We start from the raw sequence: 19,992 nt of genomic DNA on the forward strand, positions 1-19,992 counted from the left end.
CTAAGGGCTAGGGGGCCGGCGCTTTTCATGGCGTGGCGCATGTGCCAGTGTTTTGGCAACAGGCGGGACGCTGCCATCATGCCCCCGCCGGACCCAGACGGAAGGCCGTTGCAATGAAGCTGTATTACACGCCGGGCGCGTGCTCGCTCGCCGCGCATATCATCCTGAATGAAACCGGGCTGCCGCACAGCCTGGAACGGGTGGACCTGAAGACCAGGCAGACCGCCAGCGGGGATGACTACCTGAAGGTCAACCCGCGCGGGGCCGTGCCCGCGCTGGAAATCGCACCGGGCACGGTGCTGACGCAGAACGTGGCGGTGCTGACCTATATCGGCCAGCAGTCGGGCCATGCCGCCTTCCACCCCGCCCCTGATTCGCTTGCGTTTTTCCGCCTGCTTGAAGCCATCGGCTTCTGCGAGGACGTGCATTCCGCGCTTGGCGCGTTGTTCGCCCCCGACCTGCCCGATGTCACGCGCGAGCGGCTGCTGGGCACGCTCATCCCGCGCCGCCTGAACCAGGCGGAGGCCATGCTGGCGGCATGCGGCAATGGCCACGTGCTGCCTGCGGGCTTCACGCAGGCGGATGCGCTGCTGGCCGTGATCCTGAGCTGGGCCACCCCGCTGGGGATCGACCTTTCCCCCTGGCCCCGCGCCTGCGCCCTGCGTGATGCGGTGTTTGCCCGCCCGGCGGCGCAGCAGGCCCGGCGTGAGGAAGGGCTGGACTGAAAACCATCCGGACCGTACACGCGCATGGCCCGGATACCAGCGGTACCCGGGCCATGTCACCGTATAGTGGATGCCGCGATCAGCCGGGCTGGATCTCGATCTTGCGTTCGGTGGGCTTGGCCGGTTCGCGGCGTGGCAGGGTCACCTGCAGCACCCCGTCCTTGATGCGGGCGCTGATCCTGTCCTCGTCCACGCCATCGGGCAGGCTGAAATGCTCGGAAAACGCGCCGAAGCTGCGGGTGGTGACGTGCTGCTTCTGCTCGGGCGCCACGGGGCTTTTCTTCTCGCCCGAGATGCTCAGCACGCCGTTGCTGGCGTTCAGGGTAATGTCCTTTTCCGAACAGCCGGGCACTTCGATATAGATGTGGTAGCCGGTTGCGTCCTCGGTAATGTCCGTGGCCCCGATCCGGCCGGAGCCGAACGTGTCGGGCGCGCGGTAGTCGTCGATCAGTCGCCCCACCTGGCGCTGCAGCACCGCGAACGGGTCGGCCACCCGCGCCGTAGCCGTGGCCGTACGAACCGGGGTTGCGACAAATGTCGGTCGTGCAATCATGGTCATTGCTCCTCAATACATACCATTGAGCGGTCTGTTTTGGGTCATTTCCGCCCTGCACCATGGATGCTGGGGCCAATATCCGCCCCCGACCGTGATACAGATCAATCCTGCCATGCGGCCCGTTCCATGCAGGGCTGTCCTTTACTTTATCGCAACGACACGATGCCGGATTTATGCCATGCCGCGCCGGAATCTGCGCGATGCAGGGCAGTATTGCAGCAATAAATTGCCTCCGCCGCTTCTGCATGCGGCCAGAAAGGCTATACCCTGCGCGGTCCGTTATAACATGCGGCGACCCGTATCGGGTTCAACCAGAATGGAAAACATGCATGTCAGTTGAAAACACGCTTCGTGACGCCATCCAGAAGAAGTCCGTGGTCGGCTTCACCTTCGATGGCAAGACCTATACCGGTTCCCCCCACGCGCTGGGCGAACGCGACGGCACGCCGCATGTGCTGATCTGTCGCGGCGAGGACGCCCACGAAAAGCGCGTGCCCCCCATGGGTGAATGGAGCGTGCTGCCGCTGTCCGACATCACCGGCATCCGCCTGCTGCCCGCCGAACCCTTCCATGCGGGCCACCCCGATGCGAAGGTGAAGGCGGAACTGCACAAGGTCAGCGTCAGCGTCGGCTGAACCGCTGTGGTGCCCCGCCCGGCAGGAGCGGGGTACCGGACAAAGGTTTCTGAATCCGTGCCTAATGCGGCACGATCAGGTGCAGCAGGCTGGCCGCGCCGAAGAACACCGCCGTACTGGCCGACCAGATGGCGATGAACCATACGATCCGCACGCCCGCATGGCGGGGCGCATCGTCCCCGTTCCCTGCGACAATATCAGTGATAGCCATCGGTTTCAGTCACCTTTCCACGAAACACACGATAGGAATGGATGGTATAGGCCAGGATGATGGGCAACATGATGGCGGTGCCGACAAGCTGGAAAAACTGGCTGGAGGGCGGTGATGACACATCCCACACTGTCAGCCCCGGCGGCACGGCATAGGGCCAGAGTGTAATCCCCAGCCCCGACAGGCACAGCCCGAACCAGCCCAGCGCGCAGGCGAATGGCGCCCGCGTCCGCCCGCGGCGCAGGGCGCGCGCCAGTACGATACCCAGCACGACCACCAGCACCGGCACCGGGGCCACAAGGGCGATGTTGGGCCAGTCGGTCCAGCGCCGCAGGTAGGGCGCGTGCAGCAGCGGCGTCCATGCGCTGACCGCCACGATGCCCACGAACAGCCCGATGGCCAGCCACCCCGCCCACCGGCGGCACGCCGCTTCCAGCCCGCCCGTGGTGCGCCATACCAGCCACGTCGCCCCCAGCAGAGCGTAGCCGCACATGACCGCCACCCCGCACAGGATGCTGAACGGCGTCAGCCAGTCCAGCGCGTTGCCCGCGAACGCGCCGTCAACAACCCGGACCCCCTGCACCACGCCGCCCACGATCACGCCCTGGCAGAACGCGGCAAGGGCGGAACCGGCCATGAACCCGCCCTCCCACAGCCGTTCACGCGGGGTATCGCGGGTCAGGATGCGGAATTCGAACGCCACGCCGCGAAAGATCAGCGCCAGCAGCATCACCACGATCGGCATGTAGAACGCGGGCAGCAGCGTGGCATAGGCACCGGGGAACACGCCATACAGCACCGCGCCCCCCAGCACCATCCACGTCTCGTTCCCGTCCCATACGGGGGCGATGGTGTTGATCATCACATCGCGGCAACCCCGGTCGCGTTCCAGCGCGAACAACATGCCGATGCCAAGGTCGAACCCGTCAAGGATGACGTATATCGAGATCGCAGCCACAAGGATCACCGCCCAGATGACCGGCAGCCAGTAGGAAACGTCCATCATGTCTCAGGCTCCTTCGCCATGGGTGGGGTCAATCACCGCCGGGTGGCTGCGCGCGGCCAGTATGTCGGGGGCATGGTCGGGGCTGGTGCCGTGTTCGCCCGCATGCGGCGCATGGCTCAGCAGGCGCACCAGCATCCCGATCCCGGACCCGAACACCAGCACGTACACCACCACGAACGCCGTCATCGACACCGCCATGGACGACAGGGCATTGGGCGCCACGCTGTCGGACGTGCGCAGCAGGCCATAGACCGTCCAGGGCTGGCGGCCGACCTCCGTCGTGATCCAGCCGCACAGCAGCGCAAGGAACCCCGCGGGCGCCATGCATAGCGCCACGCGATGGAAAAGCGGCGTGTCATACAGCCGGCCCCGGCGGCGCAGCCACAGCGACCACATCCCCACCGCCACCATCAGCATGCCAAGGGCGACCATGATGCGGAAGGTGAAGAAGATGACATAGGACGGCGGCCGCTGGTCAGGGGGAAAATCCTTCATCCCCGGCACCCTGCCGTTCACGCTGTGGGTCAGGATCAGCGATCCGGCCAGCGGCAGCCTTATGGCGTAATCCGTGCGTTCGGTCTTCATGTTGGGAATGCCGAACAGCAGTTCGGGCGCGTGGTCTTCCGATACCCAGTCCCCTTCCATGGCCGCGATCTTGGCGGGCTGGTATTTCAGCGTGTTCAGCCCGTGCGCGTCGCCTGCCATGACCTGGATGGGGGCGACGATGGCGGCCATCCACATCGCCATGGAAAACATCACCCGCACGGGTTCGCTGGCCGCCTGCCCCCGCCTGCGCGCCCCCAGCATGTGCCATGCCCCCGTGGCCCCCACGATGAAGGCCACCGACAGGAAGGCCGCCAGCCCCATATGCACCAGCCGGAAGGGAAAGGACGGGTTGAAGATGATCGCCAGCCAGTCAGCCGGCATGAACCGCCCCGTGGCGGGGTCGATGGCGTAGCCACGCGGGGTCTGCATCCATGAATTGGACGACAGGATCCATGTCATGGAAATCAGGGTGCCGACGGAGACACAGCACGTCGCGGCGAAATGCAGCCCGCGCCCGACCCGGTTCATGCCGAACAGCATGACGCCAAGGAAGCCTGCCTCAAGAAAAAACGCGGTCATGACCTCGTAGGACAGCAGCACGCCGGTAATCGGCCCGGCCTTGCGGGCAAAGACCGACCAGTTGGTGCCGAATTCGTACGACATGACCAGCCCCGACACCACGCCCATGGCGAACACGATCGAGAATACCTTGATCCAGTATCGGTACAGGTCAAGGAAGACCGCCCTGCCCGTTCGCAGCCACAGCCCCTCCAGCACGGCGAGGTAGGCTGCAAGCCCGATCGAAAACGCCGGGAAGATGATATGCACGCCTACGGTAAAGGCGAACTGGAAGCGCGCCAGCAACAGCGCGGGATCATGGACGGTCTGCATTGATAACTTTCCCAAACCTGAAAACAGGGATATCGCCGCGCAAAGGCGGGGCCATGCCCGGCCCCCCGTCACGCGACTGTCGCGGCATGAACCACAACGCGTCAGGCACCGTGCTAGATCAGTGGAAAGATGCGCGTCCAAGACCTTCTGCGCATGTCATGATAATCGTGGCTTATCAGGCAGCGGCCGCGCGCCTGCCGCCCATTGATACCGGGGCATGGGTTTTCCATGTCTGCTGCCGGGATGTGCCCGATGCGCATGGCAGCCGCCGCGTGGGGGCGCGACTGCCATGCCCCCCGTTGCGGGTGACGGGGGGGACGGGATTACGCTATGTCTGGTGCGCGACAGTCGGGCCACGCGCCCCGCCTTTGGTCAATTTATAAGGATATGAACATGGTCAACCCACTGGAAACCACCCCCCAGACCGAGGCCCGCATCACCGCGAAGGCAAAGGAATTGTGGGAAGCCGACGGCAGGCCGGGCTGCGGGCCGGAAGCCTACAGGGAAAATGCGTCGGAACTGATCGGGATGGAAAGCAATCCCGACGCGGGGCAGATCCCCGTGGACTCCCCCGTGCCGCTTGACGCGAACGGCCAGCCGATCGAGGAGGCGTTCCTGGAAGAAAACCTCGGCAATTCCGGCGGCAGCATGGACGAACTGGACGACAGGCAGGAAGTCCCCTTCGCCACGCGGCAGGAAGAAGCGGACGCGCTGAAAAACCAGTAATCCCGAAAACCGGCAGGCGGGCGGCCCTTCATGCGGGTTGCCCGCCTGCTGTCCTGCTGGTGCCGTCTTTTTTCGAAGCTTTTTGAAAAAAGCTTCACCAAAAACCTTTTCATAATCCGCACGACGTTCCAACGGGGTTCCCTACCCTGTCTTGCGGTTTCCCGACAGGGCGATCAGCCCATGGGCGTTGCGTGTCCGGGTACGGCTTGCCATTCAGGTCATGCCTTCCTATCATGACAGAATGAATTCATGATTTTATCGGATGTATTTCATATATGTTGAATAATACGGAATCCGTACCTGATAATGGTGCGGAGCGTGTCAGGTTCAGTTCCTGTATTGATGCCATACCGACCACGCTCAAGGATGTTTTTGGGGGCCAGGTAAAAGACCTGAAGGGAAAGCTGAACCTGCCCGTCTACCAGCGCCCCTATTGCTGGGGAGAAAAGCAGGTCAGGCAACTGGTTGGGGATCTGGATGCCTATTTCAGCTTGAATTCGGACGTTGCCTTCTATCTTGGCAGTATTGTCCTGCACCAGCATGAAAATGATCAGGGCGAAGTGGTATTGGATATCATTGACGGCCAGCAGCGCCTGACCACCATGGCGATCCTATGCAAGGCGTGGGGTCAGCAGCCCATACTGGACCTGACCTATCGCGCACCGGCCAGCCATGAACGGATACGGCGCAATTTTTCCATTGTGGAAAAAATGAACCATATCCGTGGGTTGGGTCCGAATCTGGGCAGGATCAACGTCACCCTGATCGTGACCCGGTCGGAAGATGACGCGTGGCGTTTTTTCCAGACGATGAATACCGGCGGCCGGCGGCTGTCGGGAACGGATATCATCAAGGCCCATCACCTGCGCGCCATTGCGTCGGGGCAGCGGGACCATTACGCACGGTTATGGGAAAAGACGGGTACGTCACTGGATGATGTCATCAAGCTGCTGATCGCCGGGCGGTTCTGGACCGACCTGAATGTCAGGAAGTTCTACTGGTCGGAACTGCGTAATGAAATCATTGCCGAATTCGGGGATGATACGCAGCCGTCGGATCAGGACCCGGCGTACCGGCTGAGCGTATGCCAGAACCTGCCCTCGGGGTTGTGGCAACAGTTTATGCCGGAATGTGGCTATGCCATGCGCCAGCCCCTGAACAGCGGGGTCAATACCATTAATTACCTGCTGTATTTCTGCACGCTGCATCACGACCTGTTTCCGCGCGAAAACCCCGATGGCGGCGCCGTGGCGGAAAACGCGCATGAACAGCTTGAGGCGACCATCATAAATGCCGCGGAAAGCCGGTATCTGCGCGCGCTGTACGAAACCGCGATCCTGCTTTATGCCAGCCGGTTCGGGCAATGCAACCTGGCGGAAGCGCGGTTGTGGCTGCTGCGTTTTGTCTTCAGCCTGCGCCTGACGAAGCTGCGTGTATTTGAACAGGGCGTGCAGAAGCTCTGCCTGGATCACCGGATTCTGGACCATATCGCCAGCAGCTTCAACCATGCGCAGCTTATGCAATACCTGCGTGCCTATACTTATGACATTGATACGGATGGGCTGGACGGGGGTGGTGTCCGGGCGCGGTATGTCCGCAGCGTGTATGGCGTGATGGGCCAGCCATGCCCTGATAAAGAACCGTTAAAAAATAGGTTTGATGATGACCTGATAAAGCATTTTGGGAAATTGACAGATTCCGGACGGGCCGCCTGACATGAAAATGGTAGATGCGAAAGTACAGACGGCGCAAGACCTGCGGGAACAGAAGGCGCGTCTGGACATACCCAGCTACCAGCGCCCGTATGTCTGGCAGCCCGAAGATGTAAGGAAATTCCTGCAGGACATAGAAAATGCCATGAAGGCGGCCCAGCCGCATTATTTCATCGGCACGCTGATTACGACAAATACGGCGGCAACGGATGTCGACCCCCCCTGTTACGAACTGATTGACGGGCAGCAGCGCCTGACAACGCTGATGCTGATTTTCCTGGCTTTCATCCGGGTGCCTGAGCCAAAAAAATCGGACAGGCGGCTGGCGCTGCTGCATGATGGATTGAAGGAATTTCTTTACGATCCAACAGAATGCGATGAACCCCGCCTGCATTTCGCCATTCGTGAACAGGTACGCGACCTGTTTCGCGCCTGGCTGTCCGGGCAGTCCGAAGCCGGTTCAGGGGATGCGTACGTAAAGGACCTGTCGGGTGGCCTGAAGACCGCGCAAGACCTTTTAAAAAGTAAAACAGATGATGAACTGTGTAATTTCGGAAGCTATCTGTTCAACAGGGTAAGCTGGGTCAACAACATCGTGCCACAGGGCACGGATTTCAACCGCCTGTTTACCGCGCTGAATACCAGCGGCGTACAGTTGGAGGCATCCGACATCATCAAGGCGCGTCTGCTGGAACTGATTCCGGATCGCCGGATGGATTATGACGCCATCTGGCAGGCCTGTGAAAACATGAACGGCTTTTTTGAACGCAACCTGCGCGATGTGTTCCCCCATGCCGCGTGGGAAGACTATTCTTATGATGACCTGAAAACTTTCAATCCTGACAAATTCTATCTTGAAGGCTGTGAACCCGGCCAGACAGCCGCCATGACCCTGTCAGACATTGTGGCGCAGGAAAGCGTACCGGGCACGCAGGACCGGGAACCTGAACAGGATGAGAGGGAGGATGAGAATGTCCTGACCCATGCCACGTCCATCCTGACCTTTCCCCAGCTATTGCTGCACACATTGCGCATTTACCGCCATCAGCAGGGCCAGGAAGACATTGCCAGCGTCGATCCCGCCCACCTGAATAAATGTTTTGCGGATTTTCTGGAGGAATGCGCGGCTGCCCCGGCGGAAGGGAAGACGGGGGCTGACAGGGCGCGCGCATTTATCGAATGCCTGTGGACCGTGCGCCACCAGTTTGACCAGTGGGTGATGAAGCGGGTTACGGACCCGCAATCCGGCCAGACCATCATGTTTCGTGCGCAGGTCAAGGATGCAAAAAGTGGTAAAAAACGCCTCTCCCGCGCCGCCCCTGCGGCGGGTGGCCGGGTTGGCGCACTGGAACAACTGCAGAGCGTACGATATTTTACGGGTAGCCATGGCGCGCAGTACTGGCTGACCCCGTTTCTGGGCCGACTGGCAATGGGCCGGTGGAACGAGGGCCGATGGGTAGCAGACTGGTTCCCGACGGATACGCATGTACTGGACCTGCTGGAAACGCTGGATAACCGGCTGTCATGCAGTGCGCCCCGAAAAGGGAAAGATGAGCAGAAATTCGCCAGTTTCGACCTGTTATCCGCTGACCTGTCCGGTTCCGGCACGCCCATCTATGAAACGGCGGAGAACGCTATCGCCGGGCTGATGCAGCATGAATATCCCGCTATCACGCATTACTGGTTCCAGAAGCTGGACTATATCCTGTGGAAAAAGGCGCGTGACGGGATGGTCCCGGCCCTGCCGGACAGGGATGTGAAAGACAGGTTCAGGCGCTACCGGATCGTGTCCAGGAATTCGGTTGAACACGTCTATCCGCAGACGCCGCGCAACCTGCTGCCGCTGCCTGCGGAAATCCTGCATTGTTTCGGCAATCTCGCCCTGCTGAATGCGGGTGAGAACAGCGCCTATGGCAACCAGAGTCTGACCGACAAGGAAAATGAGTTCTTTGAAAAAGGCGGCAGAACGGGTCGGTATGATTCGCTGAAACTGGCCTGGCTGTTTTCCATTACGAAGGATATGAAAATTGATGGCAGCCTCGAAACCGTGAAACGGATGGAAGCCGTGATACAGCACCACCAGGACCGGATGCAGGCGTTTTTTATTGAATATTACGAAGCGGATCGCCCATTGCCGGTCCGCCAGCAGTGCCATTTGTGAAGGCGGCCTGAAAAACAGGCGTGTTCGGGCGGCGGCCACGATTTCATCACGCGCGCCTGCCCGATGCCCCGGCCTGCTTGATGACCGATGCGGCATCCATGCCGTTGCACATCTGGAATGGAAGTAATGATGCCACACGCCGGGGACATTCCCTGTAATTCCCGTCGCCCGTTGGATCGAGGGCGAAAACGAAGCGGCTCCGGCCCCCCTACCCGACTGCGGATATGACAGGCGGGCGGGAATTATAAAGTATCCGGTCTTAATTATATTATGAAACCGGCCTGTTTTGTGTCTGTATAAAGTATGTCGCCTCCCTGTTTATTTTATATGGTGGATGCGGAACCGCCGCGATGATGTGCCGTTGATCTTCCCACAGCGCGCATTTTCGGGGTCGCTTCCCCACGGGTGCCCGACCGGGCGCCGGGGAAAAACAAGGACCTTCTGTAGCCGCTGTGATATGGAAAGGTGAGGATCATGAGTTATCATATCTCCCTGCACGCACGTACCAGCCAGCCCGTATTCGCACCGGCCGACAGCCGTGGTGGTGGGGGGGCCGCACACAATCCCGGCAACTTTGCCAACGACCCCGCCCGCGCGGCCGAAGCCGGGCACAAGGGCGGGCAGCACAGTTCCGGCAACTTCGCCAATAATCCGGAACGTGCAGCCGAGGCCGGCCGCAAGGGTGGCCAGCACAGCCATGGCGGGCACACGGCGGAAAAACCGGCATCCGCCACGACCCGCGCCGCTGGCGCCAACAAGGCCACGCAGCACGGTTCGGGCAACTTTGCGGATGATCCCGAACGCGCGGCGGAAGCCGGGCGCAAGGGCGGCCAGCACAGTCATGGCAAGTCGTAAGTAACCGGGTGGGCGGGACCTGCAACCGGGTCCCGCCCTGCCTGCCCGTCCCGCATGGGTGCGCGCCATCACCCGGCGCGATCATGCCCCGGCGGTGGCGGGCCTTCATGATACGCAAGGAGAAGCATCATGTCTGCTTCAATGACAAACAATACGGCAGGCGGCGGCATGTCCCCCAACATGACCTGCAAGCATGACCTGATTTCCTCCGACAGGGTCGAGGGCACGTCCGTGTACTCCCCGTCGGGCGAAAAACTCGGCACGGTCAAGTATTTCATGGTGGACAAGGCCAGTGGCGACGTCGCCTATGTCGTCATGAGTTTTGGCGGTTTCCTGGGCATGGGCAACAGTTTCCATCCCCTGCCATGGAAAACCCTGCATTACGACAAGGAGCGCGGCGGCTACATTGTCGCCCTGACGCGCGAACAGCTTGAAGCCGCCCCGGCCTATGCCGAGGACATGTCCCCCGACTGGACCAGCAGCCAGTATGGCAGCCAGGTCGATACCTATTACGGTGGCCTGCCGAAAATGTAGGCTGGCCAGAGCCATGGCGGATGCAACCGCAGGCCACGGATTCATGCCGTGGGCTGCGGTTTTTTTCGGGCTGGCATGAAAAATAAAGGGAGCCGGTTCCCTGCGGCGGCGCCCGCCGGGCCTGCCTTGCGGATGTGGCGCCATGGCCAGGGGTGCGATGAATCCGGCCGGGACCAGCCGTTAGCACCCGGTCGTCAGCACCCGGCCGTCAGCATCCTGCCGTTTGCATATGGCCCGGCATGGATGGGGAACGGAACCGGAAATCATGGCGGGCGTTACACTGCACCGCCGCCTGTCGCGATGCGACCGTACAAGGATGAACGACAATGACCGCACGCCCCCTTCGCATCGCATCGCTTGTGGTGCTTGCGCTCTGCATGGACACGGCAGCCCATGCACAGGGCAACACGCCCCCCAGGATGCCGGTCGAAACCATGCCCGAACATGGCGCGACCTCCACATCCACTACGCCGGAAAGCCAGTGCCGGACACAGGATACCGCACACGGGCATTCGCATCCCTGCCCGCGCAAGGACCCGAGCAACCCCGCCATACCCGGCACCCGGCATGGCGGCGGGGCCGCGCCCTCCTCCTCATCCACGCCGCCTACGGGCAACATGGATGAATGAATTCACGCGGTGGCGGATTTCATGATGACCAGCCCGGCCAGGATCAGCAGCGCCGCGATGATGCGGGCCGGGCTGGCGGCCTCGCCAAACAGCGCGATACCGGCAAGGAAGGCCCCGACCGCCCCGATCCCCGTCCACACCGCATAGGCCGTGCCCAGCGGCAGGGTGCGCATGGACCACAGCAGCAGGCCAAAGCTGATCGTCACCGCCACCAGCGTGACCACCGTGGGCCACAGGCGGGTAAAGCCTTCCGACTGTTTCATGGCGGTCGCCCATACGACCTCGAACACGCCTGCTACGATCAGGGCAATCCACGCCATCATGTTCTCCACCGGGCCGGAACTCCCCTGCCACGGCCGGGGATGACTGCCGCGAACACCTAGACTATGTCGCTGTCGGGGCGCAACGCCTAAATGGCGTGCCGCAGCTACGCGCCGCCGCCCGTGCGCGCCGTTGTTACCAATGCCATCGTGGCCCGCGGCACATACCGGCGCGAAAGGCGCATCCTGTTAGAGACTGTTTGAAAAGTCAGCTCATGATAGCACTTTAAAATTAAAGGAAGTTTTTGGTGAAGCTTTTTGCAGAAGCTTCGAAAGAACGCCGCCTTTTTGAAAAAAGGCAGCACCCAAAAACTTTTATTGTTTTTTATCAATGGGTTGTTTTCAAACAGTCTCTTACGGACCGGGAGGCGGCAAAAGCCTTCTGGCGTCGCCTTCCGGGAAAGCCTTGCCGGAAAACTTCCTGTGGTTTTATGGCAATGTCGCAAGCCGTCTTTCCACGCAGAGCCTTCAAGACTGTTTGAAAAGTCAGCTCATGATAGCACTTTAAAATGAAAGAAAGTTTTTGGTGAAGCTTTTTGCAGAAGCTTCGAAAGAACGCCGCCTTTTTGAGAAAAAGGCGGCACCCAAGAACTTTTATTGTTTTTTATCAATGATTTGTTTTCAAACAGCCTCTTAGCGACGGTCGCGATGGCCTTCATGGCGCTCTTCACCACCGAAGCCGCCTTCACGATGCTCGTCACGGCGTTCGTTGCCAAAGCCGCCTTCGCGGTGCTCATCACGGCGCTCGTTGCCAAAGCCGCCTTCACGGTGTTCATCACGGCGCTCGTTGCCAAAGCCGCCTTCACGGTGCTCATCACGACGTTCGTTGCCAAAGCCACCTTCGCGGCGTTCTTCATGGCCTTCATGGTTGCCAAAAAAGGACTGCGCGTGCGCGGCCGCCGGCAGGGATGCGCCAAGGGCAAGCATGAACATGATTGTACGTTTCATAATGTCTCCTCAGGTTACAGAGTGGTAACATTGTGGAATTGCCGGATGATTGGAAAGGGGCTGCATTGTTACAAAAAGATACGGTTCATGCCTGTTATCAGGATCGTTCTGGTAATCATTCGTGAATCAGGAATAATTTCCTCATATTCGCTCCATACCCATGCCTGTATTCCGTAATGATAATTTATTTACTTTTAATGATACGGCCTATGCCAGCCGCCTGGCTGGTATGCGGTCGCGGAGCGGTGATGGCGGATTCATACAATCATCACATTCTGGGCCGGGTGTTTCTGTTAGGTTGTCCCTGCCCGCGCCTGTGCTGGCTCCTTCAGGAGGTTTCCGGATCATGAATACGCAAGCCGTCTCCACCCCCAAACCCCGTAAAGAGCCGCATGAAGAATGGCGCGAAGCCCTGATCCATGCATGGAAAAATCGCCGCGGCTATGCGCGCGCGCATGAAGCGGCCCATGTCCGTTCCGATGACGGTTTTGCGCGTGAGGAGGCGTGACAGGTCACGCCAGCCGTAATATTCCGTGATACCCGCTGGAATGATGCATTCTGTTACAAATAATTTACCGGTAGAGGCTTTCGTGCGGCTGGTTGTTATTTTATAGGGGGGTGGCAGTTTTCTAAAACCCTATTGGTAAACAAGGAAATTATAAACATGAAAAAGACCCTTCTCCTGGCGGCTGTTCTTGGCCTTTCCCTGCCGGTTGTCGCCCACGCTGAAGACAACAACGACCAGGGCCGCCATGGTGAACACCACCGCAAGCACCACGACAAGCACCATGAAGAAAACGGCCAGAATGGCGAGCATGGTGACCGTGAGCACGGCCAGCACGAAGGTGAGCATGGCGAACACGACCATGATCACGAAGGTGAGCAGCACTGATCGCCAGCGATCATCGCGCGAAAAAGGGGGCGTCCCATGCCGGGACGCCCCTTTTTTTATGCCCTGATGCCCTGTCCCCTGCCCCGCGCGCGTTCAGAACAGGATCAGGTCGATACCGATACCCAGCACCAGCAGGCTCCACAGGGAAACCCCGATGGCCCGGCGGCGGATCAGGTTGGCCGACAGCAGGACAAGCAGCGGGTCCGCCGCGGGGGTGGCTGCTTCCGCCCCCGTTGCCTCCGCCATGGCGTGGCCGTGCGTTTCACGGTAGGGGCCGCCATGTTCCTCCACCCCGACCGCGCCCAGCAGCCCAAGGCGGAACGTGCGCAGTTCGGCTTCGGTATAGAGCGTCTGCCGGTTGATGGAGATGGGTTTCGGCCCGCAGCGCAGCCATTTCATGGCGCGCAGGTAAAAGGGGTGGATGCCAAGGTAGTGCGATGCTTCGCGTGGCGAAAGAATGTTGCGGCGGGGGAAATGCAGCACGGCCGGGCTGGCGTTGTCATTCTGGGGGCGCATCACGACGCTTGGACCTCTGTTGTGGGTACCCGCGCACGGCACGGCTTGCGGCGCGGGGGCGGGTACAGGGTGCCGCGTCGCGACGCCAAAGGCCAGCCCCTTTCGCCCTTTTGCGGTACGATTTCATGATTGTCCCCTTTCCGTAACGCCCTGATGGGGTTAAAGCGGCCGGGCACGCCGCCGCCTTGCGCGCGGTGTCGCGCCTGTTGTCAAATCCACTGTGGTGTCCGTATCCATGATGCGTATCGGCATGCTCTCGATCGGGGCGTTCATCTGGCTGGTGACCGAGGTCCTGCCCATTGGCCTGCTGACGGATATCGCCCACGGGCTGAACGTATCCGACGGGTCCGTGGGGCTGCTGGTCACGGGGTATGCATGGCTGGTGGCGCTGACCGCCATCCCGCTTACGCTGCTGACATCGGGCATGGACCGGCGCGTGCTGGTGGCGGGGCTTCTGGCGCTGGCGGGCGTGGTGGATATTGCCTGCGCGTTTGTCACCAGCTACGCGGTCATGGCGGTGCTGCGCGTGATGCTGGCGCTGGGGCATGGCATCTTCTGGTCGATCATATCGGGGGTTGCGGTCCGGCTGGCGCCCGAACTGCCGGTCACGCGCGCGACCGCGCTGGCGTTTACCGGGGTGGCCATGGGGTTCGCCTGCGGCATTCCCATGGCGTCGGCCATCGGGCAATGGCTGGGCTGGCGGGCGGCGTTCATCCTGTGCGGCGTGGCGGCCCTGGTGGTCATGGCGGGGTTGCTGGCGCTGCTGCCACCCCTGCCCTCGCAGCGCAGGCACCTCAACATCATGGTGCTGCTGCGCCAGCCATTGCTGCGCTATATCGCGGTGCTGACCATGCTGGTCATCATGGCGCATTTCACGGCCTATACCTACATCATCCCGCTGCTGCACGACATTCCGCACAGCCCGGAAAGGCTGGTGCCGGTCCTGCTGCTGGCCTATGGCGTGGCGGGGATTGGCGGCAACTGGGCTGGCGGGCGGCTGCCGTGGTCGGCCGGCAGGACCATGGGGCTGTCCATCATCGCCATGGTGTTCTGCCAAGGGCTGCTGGTGGCGTCGGGGTGGGTGCCGGGGCTGGTCTGGGTGGACATGGTGGCCTGGGGCGTGGTCGCGGCCCTGCTGAACCTGACACCGCAGAGCTACGCCATCGAGCTGGCCCCGGCGGAGCGCGAGGCCGCGTGTTCGTTCTGTGTGACCGGCTTCAACACCGGCATTGGCGCGGGCGCGCTGTGTGGCGGGGTGGCGCTGTCCACCGCCGGGTCGTACGCCATACTGGGGTGGAGCGTGGGCATCGCGCTGGTGGCGTTGTGGGTGCTGCGCGCGGGGCGGCATTACGCGCGGCAGGCCGTGCGCTGACCCGGTTGGCGGGGCCACGCCCATGGCCTATGGTCGCGCCGTGCAGACAGGAAGGACCCCATGACCGATCGTATCGTATACAAGATCCTGACAGATGATGAACATGACGCCCTGACCCGCATGGGCAGCTTTTCCGGCTCCCCCGCCGACCTGGCTGACGGGTTCATCCACCTGTCCGCGGCCGGACAGGTGGCGGGCACGCTGGACAGGCATTTCAGCGGAAAATCAGGGCTTGTGCTGGTGGCCGTGGACCTGTCCCTGCTGGACCCGGCGGCGGTGCGGTGGGAACCCTCACGCGGGGGGCAGCTTTTCCCCCACCTGTACGCGCCCCTGCCCGTTGGCGCGGTGGTGGCCACCGCCCCGGTGGCGCGCACGGCTGGCGGCGGGGTCAGCCTGCCGGTCTGAAAGGCGTGGCGTCCATGCCGGGCGTCCATGCCGGGCGGGCTGGCCCTGCGGGCATGGCCTGTGCCATGGGGCAGCCAGGGGCGGTGTCGGCTTGCCCGGTTTCCACGCTGGTCACGCCGCCATCAGGTACGACAGGCGCCGCCTGCGATGCATGACGGGTCCAGCACGACCCGCCCGGTGTCGGGAATGTCATCGAACCCGTATTTCGACACCGGCATGAACAGCGCCGACGCCACCCCCACCAGTATACAGGTGCGCAGCCCGGCACTTTTCCGCCAAAATCCCCGCTTCAGCCCCATCAGCGCCGGTTCCCCGGTTGCGGCCATCCTGCCCCCATGGTTGCCGGTATGAAGGATGGCGGCATGGTCACGCGCGGTCAGGGTCGCGGTGCGGGGGGTGTCAAAGTGCCCTTCCATCAACACGATAAGGGCGTGCGGGGTTGCCTGCGCGCATCGCACGGGTCACAACGGGATGAAACAGGAAGGAAAGCATGCCCGGGCAGCCGCCTGCCCGGCGCGGGGAAAAACCCTATGGAGATGTTCATGACGCACCGGGCGCACATCCCGGCCACCAGCACGAAGGGATGCGGGTCATGCCCTCGCTGATCCGCGTATCCCGGCAGGAGGTGGCGCTTATGGCCGTGACCTTCTTCTGGGGCGGGACGTTCCTGATGGTGCATCAGGCGCAGCAGTATTGCGGGCCGCTGTTTTTCGTGGGCGTGCGCTTTGCCACGGCCTCCCTCATGGGCATAGCCATGTTCCATCGCGCGCTGCGGCGGCTGACAATGGCGGAAATACGCGCGGGGGTCGCAATCGGCCTGTGCATGTGGGTGGCCTATGTCAGCCAGACCTATGGCCTGCGCACCATCAGCAGCAGCCGCTCCGCCTTCCTGACCGCGCTGTACGTGCCCATGGTGCCGCTGGCGCAATGGGTGGTGCTGCGCCGCCCGCCCCATGTGATGAGCTGGGTTGGCATCGGCCTTGCCTTTGGCGGCCTCATGCTGCTGTCGGGTGCCGGGGCCGCGTCGGGCGGCTTTGGCCCCGGTGAATGCGCGACCCTGCTGGCGGCCGTCGCCACGACGGGGGAAATCATCCTGATCGGCCGGTTCGCCGGCAGCGGCGACAGCCGGCGCATTACGGTGGTGCAGCTGGTGGTGACGGGCGTGCTGGCGCTGGCGGCCATGCCGGTCATGGGCGAGGGCCTGCCCGCGTTTTCATGGGTGTGGCTGGGGGGCGGCGTGGGCCTTGGCGCGGCAAGCGTGCTGATCCAGCTTGCCATGAACTGGGCGCAGAAAGCGGTTTCCCCCACGCGCGCCACCATCATTTACGCGGGCGAGCCGGTATGGGGCGGTCTTGTCGGCTGGATCGCGGGCGATGTGCTGCCCGTGACATCGGTGGCGGGGGCCGCATGCATCGTGGCGGGGGTGCTGGCCAGCGAATTGCGGCTGCCGGCGCGCAGGGCAAGGCCCGGCGCGCCCCCCGGATGCGCGGGGCGCGCGCCGGGAAAACAGGTCACTGATGAATGAACGCTTCGCCAGAAGTTTCCTGATGATCCACCCGATGGCGCAGGGGCAGGCTCTCGCGGTCCGGTGGGTCAGGCGCGGGCGGCCCGAGTGTCTCGACAATCCGCCGCCTGCGCCGCGCCAGCCGCCATGCCGCGACGCCGAACGCCAGCACCTGCGAGAACGCGGCGCCGGTCAGGAACAGCCCCAGCCCGGCGAGCGCATGCGTGGTCATCCCTGCGACGCCGCAAAGATGGCGATCTGGCCTATGGCCGCGTTCCCGTTCAGCGACGCGACGGCGCGCAGGCGCGGGCCGGACATGTCCACCATCGCCCTGAGCAGGTCGATCAGCGTTTCCGCGGCCCCGGCCGCCGTCCTGGCCTCGGATACGACATTGCTGGCCAGGTTGGCCGCCGTGCCGATGATGACCGCGATGATCAGCGTGTCCACCTTCTCCACGTCGGCAAGGATGCTGTCGAACGCCGCCTTCACGCTGGCGCTGTCATAGCTGACGGACGCGCTGGACCCGGCGGCGGCCTGGAACGCGGCCAGCGCGGCTTTCAGTGAGGCGATGACCGTATTCGCCAGCGCAAGGTTCGCCACCCCCATGGCGGACGCCACGAACGACACGTTGATGGCCGTGCTGGCGAAGGACAGGATGGCGGTGCCGTAATCCACGACCTCGGCCACGTTCAGGGTAAGCGTGGTGGTGGTGCCGGACCGGCTGCCCGAACATGCCGCCAGCGCGGCGGCGGCCAGTGTGGTAGAGGCGCGCAGGAAGCTGCGGCGGGACAGGCTTTGCATGGCATGCTCCAGTAAAAAAAACCGCCTCGTGGGCGGCAGACATATTTTTGCCTTGAAGTTACCTACAATCATGAAGGCAGCCCCGGATTGCATCGGCCATCCACCTAGCGCCGGGGCTGTCTTCCCTTATCTTGCCGGTGTCTCGGCCCTGCCCTTGCTGTTCAGGACCGGGATTCCGGCTGCGGCCACGGCCTGCTTGGCCGCCGGCTTGTCGGCCAGCGGCACGCGCACGCCCGACTGGCCGGGCTTGAAGTGGTTTTCCGCCCAGCCGATGTTCAGCCCGATGGTGGTGATGACCTGATAGGCCACGGCCCACCCGCTGCCCGCGTGCGGCGGCGTTACCAGCGCCGAGGCGATGGAGCAGGACAGGACAAGAACGGCGGCATAGAAAGTGTATTGTTCCGGCACTTCATTAAGGAGGAACAGGACGGCGGCGCCAAGGCCGCCCATCCTGGCGTAATTGCTGCGTATGGCCTGGTTCGCGGCCAGCAGCAGCGTGCCCGATGCGTGTCTGGTAATCATGTGGCGCCTTTGGTGGCCTGCCGGAACAGGGCGACATGCGCTGCCCTGCCCCGATGGTTGGAAATGGGGACCCGCTGCCGCGTCCGGCCCCGCCCTGCGGCGCGGCGCGCCATGGCGCGGATGTCAGCCGCGCGCGGTGCCGGCCGGCCCGGGCGTGGCACGGAGCGCATGGTCTATCTGCGCCGCGCTGACATGCCCCGGCCCGTTTTCCATGGTCGTAATGCCTTCGACCAGCGCCCGCATGGTGGCGGCGTCGCGCAGGTCCAGCACGGTGTCGGGCCGCGCGCCCATCCGGCGGCACAGGACCGCGATATAGGCGCCGGTCGCGTTCTCGATGGGCGGGGCATAGATGTCGATGATCGCGGCGATCGTGTCCATCCCGTGCGCGGCGTAGCGCAGCAGTTGGTCGCGCAGCGCGCGGATGCCATCATCCATGGTCGGGAAAGCAGCAAAGCGTGGGTCGGGCACGCCCGTTTCCAGACGCGCGCCGGGCTGGTCCGCAAAATCAAGGTTGCCGGGATTGTTGTTGCGGATGCCGCGTGGAAGCCGTCCGGTCATGGCCCATACCCGAATGCGCGCCTGCACAGCGACCACGCCGCATCGCCCACCTGTGCCCAGCCCAGCAGGCCGGTGGCCAGCACGATGAAGGTCATGGTCATCCATGATGTCAGCTTCAGGCCGCCCTCGATCCGGGCCAGCCTGCCCGATATCTCGTTGTCGCGTTCGGTGGCCGTGTCGGTCATGTCGTCCACGCGTTCCATGATTTCGCGGCGGGTCCGGGCGGCGTTGTCGGACACGGTGCGGGTCAGGTCGCGCCTGAGGTCGGAAAACTGCCGCGACAGCGTGTTCAGCCCGTCGCGCAGGTTGTCGTGGCCGCCCTCGACCTTCGCCAGCCGCTCGCGCAACTGCGCCAGGTCCTCGACCGTGGCGCAGCGGGCGGATGGCTGCGATGTGGAAGGCAGCGTCGTGGTGGGTTCTCTCATGCATCTTCTCATAAAAAAAAACCGCCTCAAGGGCGGTCGGGCAGGCGCGGATTGTGGGGATGGTCAGGCCGTGGCGGCGGCCACCGTCACGCTCAGGCTGGCCGGGTTCGTCAGTCCGCCATTGTTCGTGGCGCTGATGGTCACGGTCCCTGCTGCCTTTGGCGTGTAGGTCACGCTCTGGGCCGTGTCCTTGCCCGCGCCGAACGTCGCCGTGCCAGCCGAGAATGTCCCGCCCGCGCCGCCATCGGAAAGCGTGACCGTTACATCCGCGCCGGGGCCGTTGTTATTGGGCGTCAGGGTCAGCGTAATGGCGGTCCCGGATGTAGCTGTGGCCGGACCCGATAGTGTGTAGGCACTGGAAGCGGCAAGGGCCGCGTAAGTGCTGCCCGGCGTGTAGGCGCTCGCTGCATCCGCCACGAAGGCATAGCCCGTGCCAGCGGGGAAGGAAGGCGCGCCCAGCCATGTGAACGCCTGCACGACGTAACCATCGGTCGCGCGGTACTGGACATAACGGGTCAGGGTATCGGTAGTGGCTGTCATTG

The 19,992-nt window shown here is 62.8% G+C and carries 28 protein-coding genes and 1 pseudogene; 14 read left to right on the forward strand and 15 right to left on the reverse strand.

Annotation, left to right across the window (positions count from 1 at the left end):
* The first annotated feature begins 113 nt into the window (after window positions 1-113).
* Window positions 114-725: a glutathione S-transferase N-terminal domain-containing protein gene (locus tag CFR76_RS04470; protein WP_110556030.1), complete on the forward strand. Its 612-nt coding sequence runs from the start codon at window positions 114-116 to the stop codon at window positions 723-725.
* 79 nt (window positions 726-804) lie between these two features.
* Here CFR76_RS04470 and CFR76_RS04475 read toward each other — a convergent pair whose 3' ends face one another.
* The gene (locus tag CFR76_RS04475; protein ID WP_244191783.1) at window positions 805-1,278 is read right to left on the reverse strand and encodes an Hsp20/alpha crystallin family protein; all 474 of its coding nucleotides are present in this window, start codon (window positions 1,276-1,278) and stop codon (window positions 805-807) included.
* Window positions 1,279-1,610: 332 nt separating this feature from the next.
* On the opposite strand from CFR76_RS04475, the gene CFR76_RS04480 reads away from it, so the two are divergent.
* Entirely contained in the window at window positions 1,611-1,916 is a 306-nt protein-coding gene (locus CFR76_RS04480; protein ID WP_110556032.1) for a hypothetical protein, read from the forward strand.
* A 61-nt stretch (window positions 1,917-1,977) separates the two neighbouring features.
* Here CFR76_RS04480 and CFR76_RS04485 read toward each other — a convergent pair whose 3' ends face one another.
* The 3 genes from CFR76_RS04485 to CFR76_RS04495 are packed head-to-tail and all read right to left on the reverse strand — an operon-like array spanning window position 1,978 to window position 4,570.
* Window positions 1,978-2,127 carry a DUF2474 domain-containing protein gene (locus CFR76_RS04485; protein ID WP_110556033.1) on the reverse strand — a complete coding sequence of 50 codons (150 nt, stop codon included), beginning with the start codon at window positions 2,125-2,127 and terminating at the stop codon, window positions 1,978-1,980.
* On the reverse strand, window positions 2,114-3,133 hold the full coding sequence (gene cydB, locus CFR76_RS04490) for a cytochrome d ubiquinol oxidase subunit II (RefSeq protein ID WP_110556034.1): 1,020 nt from the start codon (window positions 3,131-3,133) through the stop codon (window positions 2,114-2,116). The genes CFR76_RS04485 and cydB overlap by 14 nt, the downstream gene beginning before the upstream one ends.
* 3 nt (window positions 3,134-3,136) lie before the next feature.
* Complete coding sequence (locus CFR76_RS04495) at window positions 3,137-4,570, reverse strand: cytochrome ubiquinol oxidase subunit I (protein ID WP_110556035.1); 1,434 nt, start codon at window positions 4,568-4,570, stop codon at window positions 3,137-3,139.
* Window positions 4,571-4,737: 167 nt separating this feature from the next.
* Between CFR76_RS04495 and CFR76_RS17670 the strand changes: the two genes are divergently transcribed.
* The 7 genes from CFR76_RS17670 (at window position 4,738) to CFR76_RS04525 (ending at window position 11,187) form a co-directional block, all read left to right on the forward strand.
* Window positions 4,738-4,953: a hypothetical protein gene (locus CFR76_RS17670; protein ID WP_146222634.1), complete on the forward strand. Its 216-nt coding sequence runs from the start codon at window positions 4,738-4,740 to the stop codon at window positions 4,951-4,953.
* Window positions 4,954-4,963: 10 nt separating this feature from the next.
* Complete coding sequence (locus tag CFR76_RS04500) at window positions 4,964-5,296, forward strand: DUF2934 domain-containing protein (RefSeq protein ID WP_110556084.1); 333 nt, start codon at window positions 4,964-4,966, stop codon at window positions 5,294-5,296.
* 275 nt (window positions 5,297-5,571) lie between these two features.
* Window positions 5,572-7,011, forward strand: a complete 1,440-nt coding sequence (locus tag CFR76_RS04505) for a DUF262 domain-containing protein (protein WP_110556036.1) — start codon at window positions 5,572-5,574, stop codon at window positions 7,009-7,011.
* 1 nt (window position 7,012) lies between these two features.
* Complete coding sequence (locus CFR76_RS04510; RefSeq protein ID WP_110556037.1) at window positions 7,013-9,169, forward strand: DUF262 domain-containing protein; 2,157 nt, start codon at window positions 7,013-7,015, stop codon at window positions 9,167-9,169.
* A gap of 474 nt (window positions 9,170-9,643) precedes the next feature.
* A complete protein-coding gene (locus CFR76_RS04515) occupies window positions 9,644-10,024 on the forward strand; it encodes a con-10 family general stress protein (RefSeq protein ID WP_110556038.1) in 381 nt (126 codons plus the stop codon).
* Between the two features lie 141 nt (window positions 10,025-10,165).
* The gene (locus tag CFR76_RS04520; RefSeq protein ID WP_110556039.1) at window positions 10,166-10,558 is read left to right on the forward strand and encodes a PRC-barrel domain-containing protein; all 393 of its coding nucleotides are present in this window, start codon (window positions 10,166-10,168) and stop codon (window positions 10,556-10,558) included.
* A gap of 326 nt (window positions 10,559-10,884) precedes the next feature.
* Window positions 10,885-11,187: a hypothetical protein gene (locus CFR76_RS04525; RefSeq protein WP_110556040.1), complete on the forward strand. Its 303-nt coding sequence runs from the start codon at window positions 10,885-10,887 to the stop codon at window positions 11,185-11,187.
* A 2-nt stretch (window positions 11,188-11,189) separates the two neighbouring features.
* Here CFR76_RS04525 and CFR76_RS04530 read toward each other — a convergent pair whose 3' ends face one another.
* Window positions 11,190-11,510, reverse strand: a complete 321-nt coding sequence (locus CFR76_RS04530) for a DMT family transporter (RefSeq protein WP_456305900.1) — start codon at window positions 11,508-11,510, stop codon at window positions 11,190-11,192.
* A 245-nt stretch (window positions 11,511-11,755) separates the two neighbouring features.
* Here CFR76_RS04530 and CFR76_RS04535 point away from each other — a divergent pair, with 245 nt between their 5' ends.
* Window positions 11,756-11,989, forward strand: coding sequence for a hypothetical protein (locus tag CFR76_RS04535; protein WP_110556042.1), 234 nt, complete (start codon window positions 11,756-11,758; stop codon window positions 11,987-11,989).
* Between the two features lie 151 nt (window positions 11,990-12,140).
* Here CFR76_RS04535 and CFR76_RS04540 read toward each other — a convergent pair whose 3' ends face one another.
* Complete coding sequence (locus CFR76_RS04540; RefSeq protein ID WP_110556043.1) at window positions 12,141-12,455, reverse strand: hypothetical protein; 315 nt, start codon at window positions 12,453-12,455, stop codon at window positions 12,141-12,143.
* Between the two features lie 346 nt (window positions 12,456-12,801).
* Here CFR76_RS04540 and CFR76_RS17945 point away from each other — a divergent pair, with 346 nt between their 5' ends.
* Window positions 12,802-12,963 carry a hypothetical protein gene (locus tag CFR76_RS17945; protein WP_167402053.1) on the forward strand — a complete coding sequence of 54 codons (162 nt, stop codon included), beginning with the start codon at window positions 12,802-12,804 and terminating at the stop codon, window positions 12,961-12,963.
* Window positions 12,964-13,092: 129 nt separating this feature from the next.
* On the opposite strand, the gene CFR76_RS04545 is transcribed toward CFR76_RS17945, so the two are convergent.
* Both CFR76_RS04545 and CFR76_RS04550 read right to left on the reverse strand, forming a co-directional pair.
* Window positions 13,093-13,344, reverse strand: a complete 252-nt coding sequence (locus CFR76_RS04545; protein ID WP_244191785.1) for a hypothetical protein — start codon at window positions 13,342-13,344, stop codon at window positions 13,093-13,095.
* Between the two features lie 96 nt (window positions 13,345-13,440).
* On the reverse strand, window positions 13,441-13,863 hold the full coding sequence (locus CFR76_RS04550) for a hypothetical protein (RefSeq protein ID WP_110556044.1): 423 nt from the start codon (window positions 13,861-13,863) through the stop codon (window positions 13,441-13,443).
* A 235-nt stretch (window positions 13,864-14,098) separates the two neighbouring features.
* Between CFR76_RS04550 and CFR76_RS04555 the strand changes: the two genes are divergently transcribed.
* Window positions 14,099-15,235, forward strand: a complete 1,137-nt coding sequence (locus CFR76_RS04555; protein ID WP_244191786.1) for an MFS transporter — start codon at window positions 14,099-14,101, stop codon at window positions 15,233-15,235.
* A gap of 60 nt (window positions 15,236-15,295) precedes the next feature.
* Window positions 15,296-15,640, forward strand: a complete 345-nt coding sequence (locus tag CFR76_RS04560) for a DUF952 domain-containing protein (protein ID WP_110556046.1) — start codon at window positions 15,296-15,298, stop codon at window positions 15,638-15,640.
* 143 nt (window positions 15,641-15,783) lie between these two features.
* Here CFR76_RS04560 and CFR76_RS18360 read toward each other — a convergent pair.
* Window positions 15,784-16,132 (reverse strand): annotated as a pseudogene (locus CFR76_RS18360) (MgtC/SapB family protein); the annotation flags it as partial.
* Window positions 16,133-16,232: 100 nt separating this feature from the next.
* Between CFR76_RS18360 and CFR76_RS04570 the strand changes: the two are divergent.
* The gene (locus CFR76_RS04570; protein ID WP_110556087.1) at window positions 16,233-17,165 is read left to right on the forward strand and encodes a DMT family transporter; all 933 of its coding nucleotides are present in this window, start codon (window positions 16,233-16,235) and stop codon (window positions 17,163-17,165) included.
* On the opposite strand, the gene CFR76_RS04575 is transcribed toward CFR76_RS04570, so the two are convergent.
* The 6 genes from CFR76_RS04575 to CFR76_RS04600 form a co-directional block, all read right to left on the reverse strand.
* Window positions 17,152-17,376: a hypothetical protein gene (locus CFR76_RS04575; protein WP_110556047.1), complete on the reverse strand. Its 225-nt coding sequence runs from the start codon at window positions 17,374-17,376 to the stop codon at window positions 17,152-17,154. The two genes, CFR76_RS04570 and CFR76_RS04575, sit on opposite strands and share 14 nt — an antisense overlap.
* On the reverse strand, window positions 17,373-17,945 hold the full coding sequence (locus CFR76_RS04580) for a hypothetical protein (protein WP_110556048.1): 573 nt from the start codon (window positions 17,943-17,945) through the stop codon (window positions 17,373-17,375). The genes CFR76_RS04575 and CFR76_RS04580 overlap by 4 nt, the downstream gene beginning before the upstream one ends.
* Window positions 17,946-18,071: 126 nt before the next feature.
* Complete coding sequence (locus tag CFR76_RS04585) at window positions 18,072-18,395, reverse strand: hypothetical protein (protein WP_167402055.1); 324 nt, start codon at window positions 18,393-18,395, stop codon at window positions 18,072-18,074.
* Between the two features lie 195 nt (window positions 18,396-18,590).
* A complete protein-coding gene (locus CFR76_RS04590; protein ID WP_110556050.1) occupies window positions 18,591-19,025 on the reverse strand; it encodes a structural protein in 435 nt (144 codons plus the stop codon).
* Window positions 19,022-19,450 carry a hypothetical protein gene (locus CFR76_RS04595; protein ID WP_110556051.1) on the reverse strand — a complete coding sequence of 143 codons (429 nt, stop codon included), beginning with the start codon at window positions 19,448-19,450 and terminating at the stop codon, window positions 19,022-19,024. The genes CFR76_RS04590 and CFR76_RS04595 overlap by 4 nt, the downstream gene beginning before the upstream one ends.
* Before the next feature lie 63 nt (window positions 19,451-19,513).
* The gene (locus CFR76_RS04600) at window positions 19,514-19,990 is read right to left on the reverse strand and encodes a hypothetical protein (RefSeq protein WP_110556052.1); all 477 of its coding nucleotides are present in this window, start codon (window positions 19,988-19,990) and stop codon (window positions 19,514-19,516) included.
* Window positions 19,991-19,992: the final 2 nt, after the last annotated feature.

It is taken from the genome of Komagataeibacter swingsii, assembly GCF_003207895.1.
Classification (GTDB): domain Bacteria; phylum Pseudomonadota; class Alphaproteobacteria; order Acetobacterales; family Acetobacteraceae; genus Komagataeibacter; species Komagataeibacter swingsii.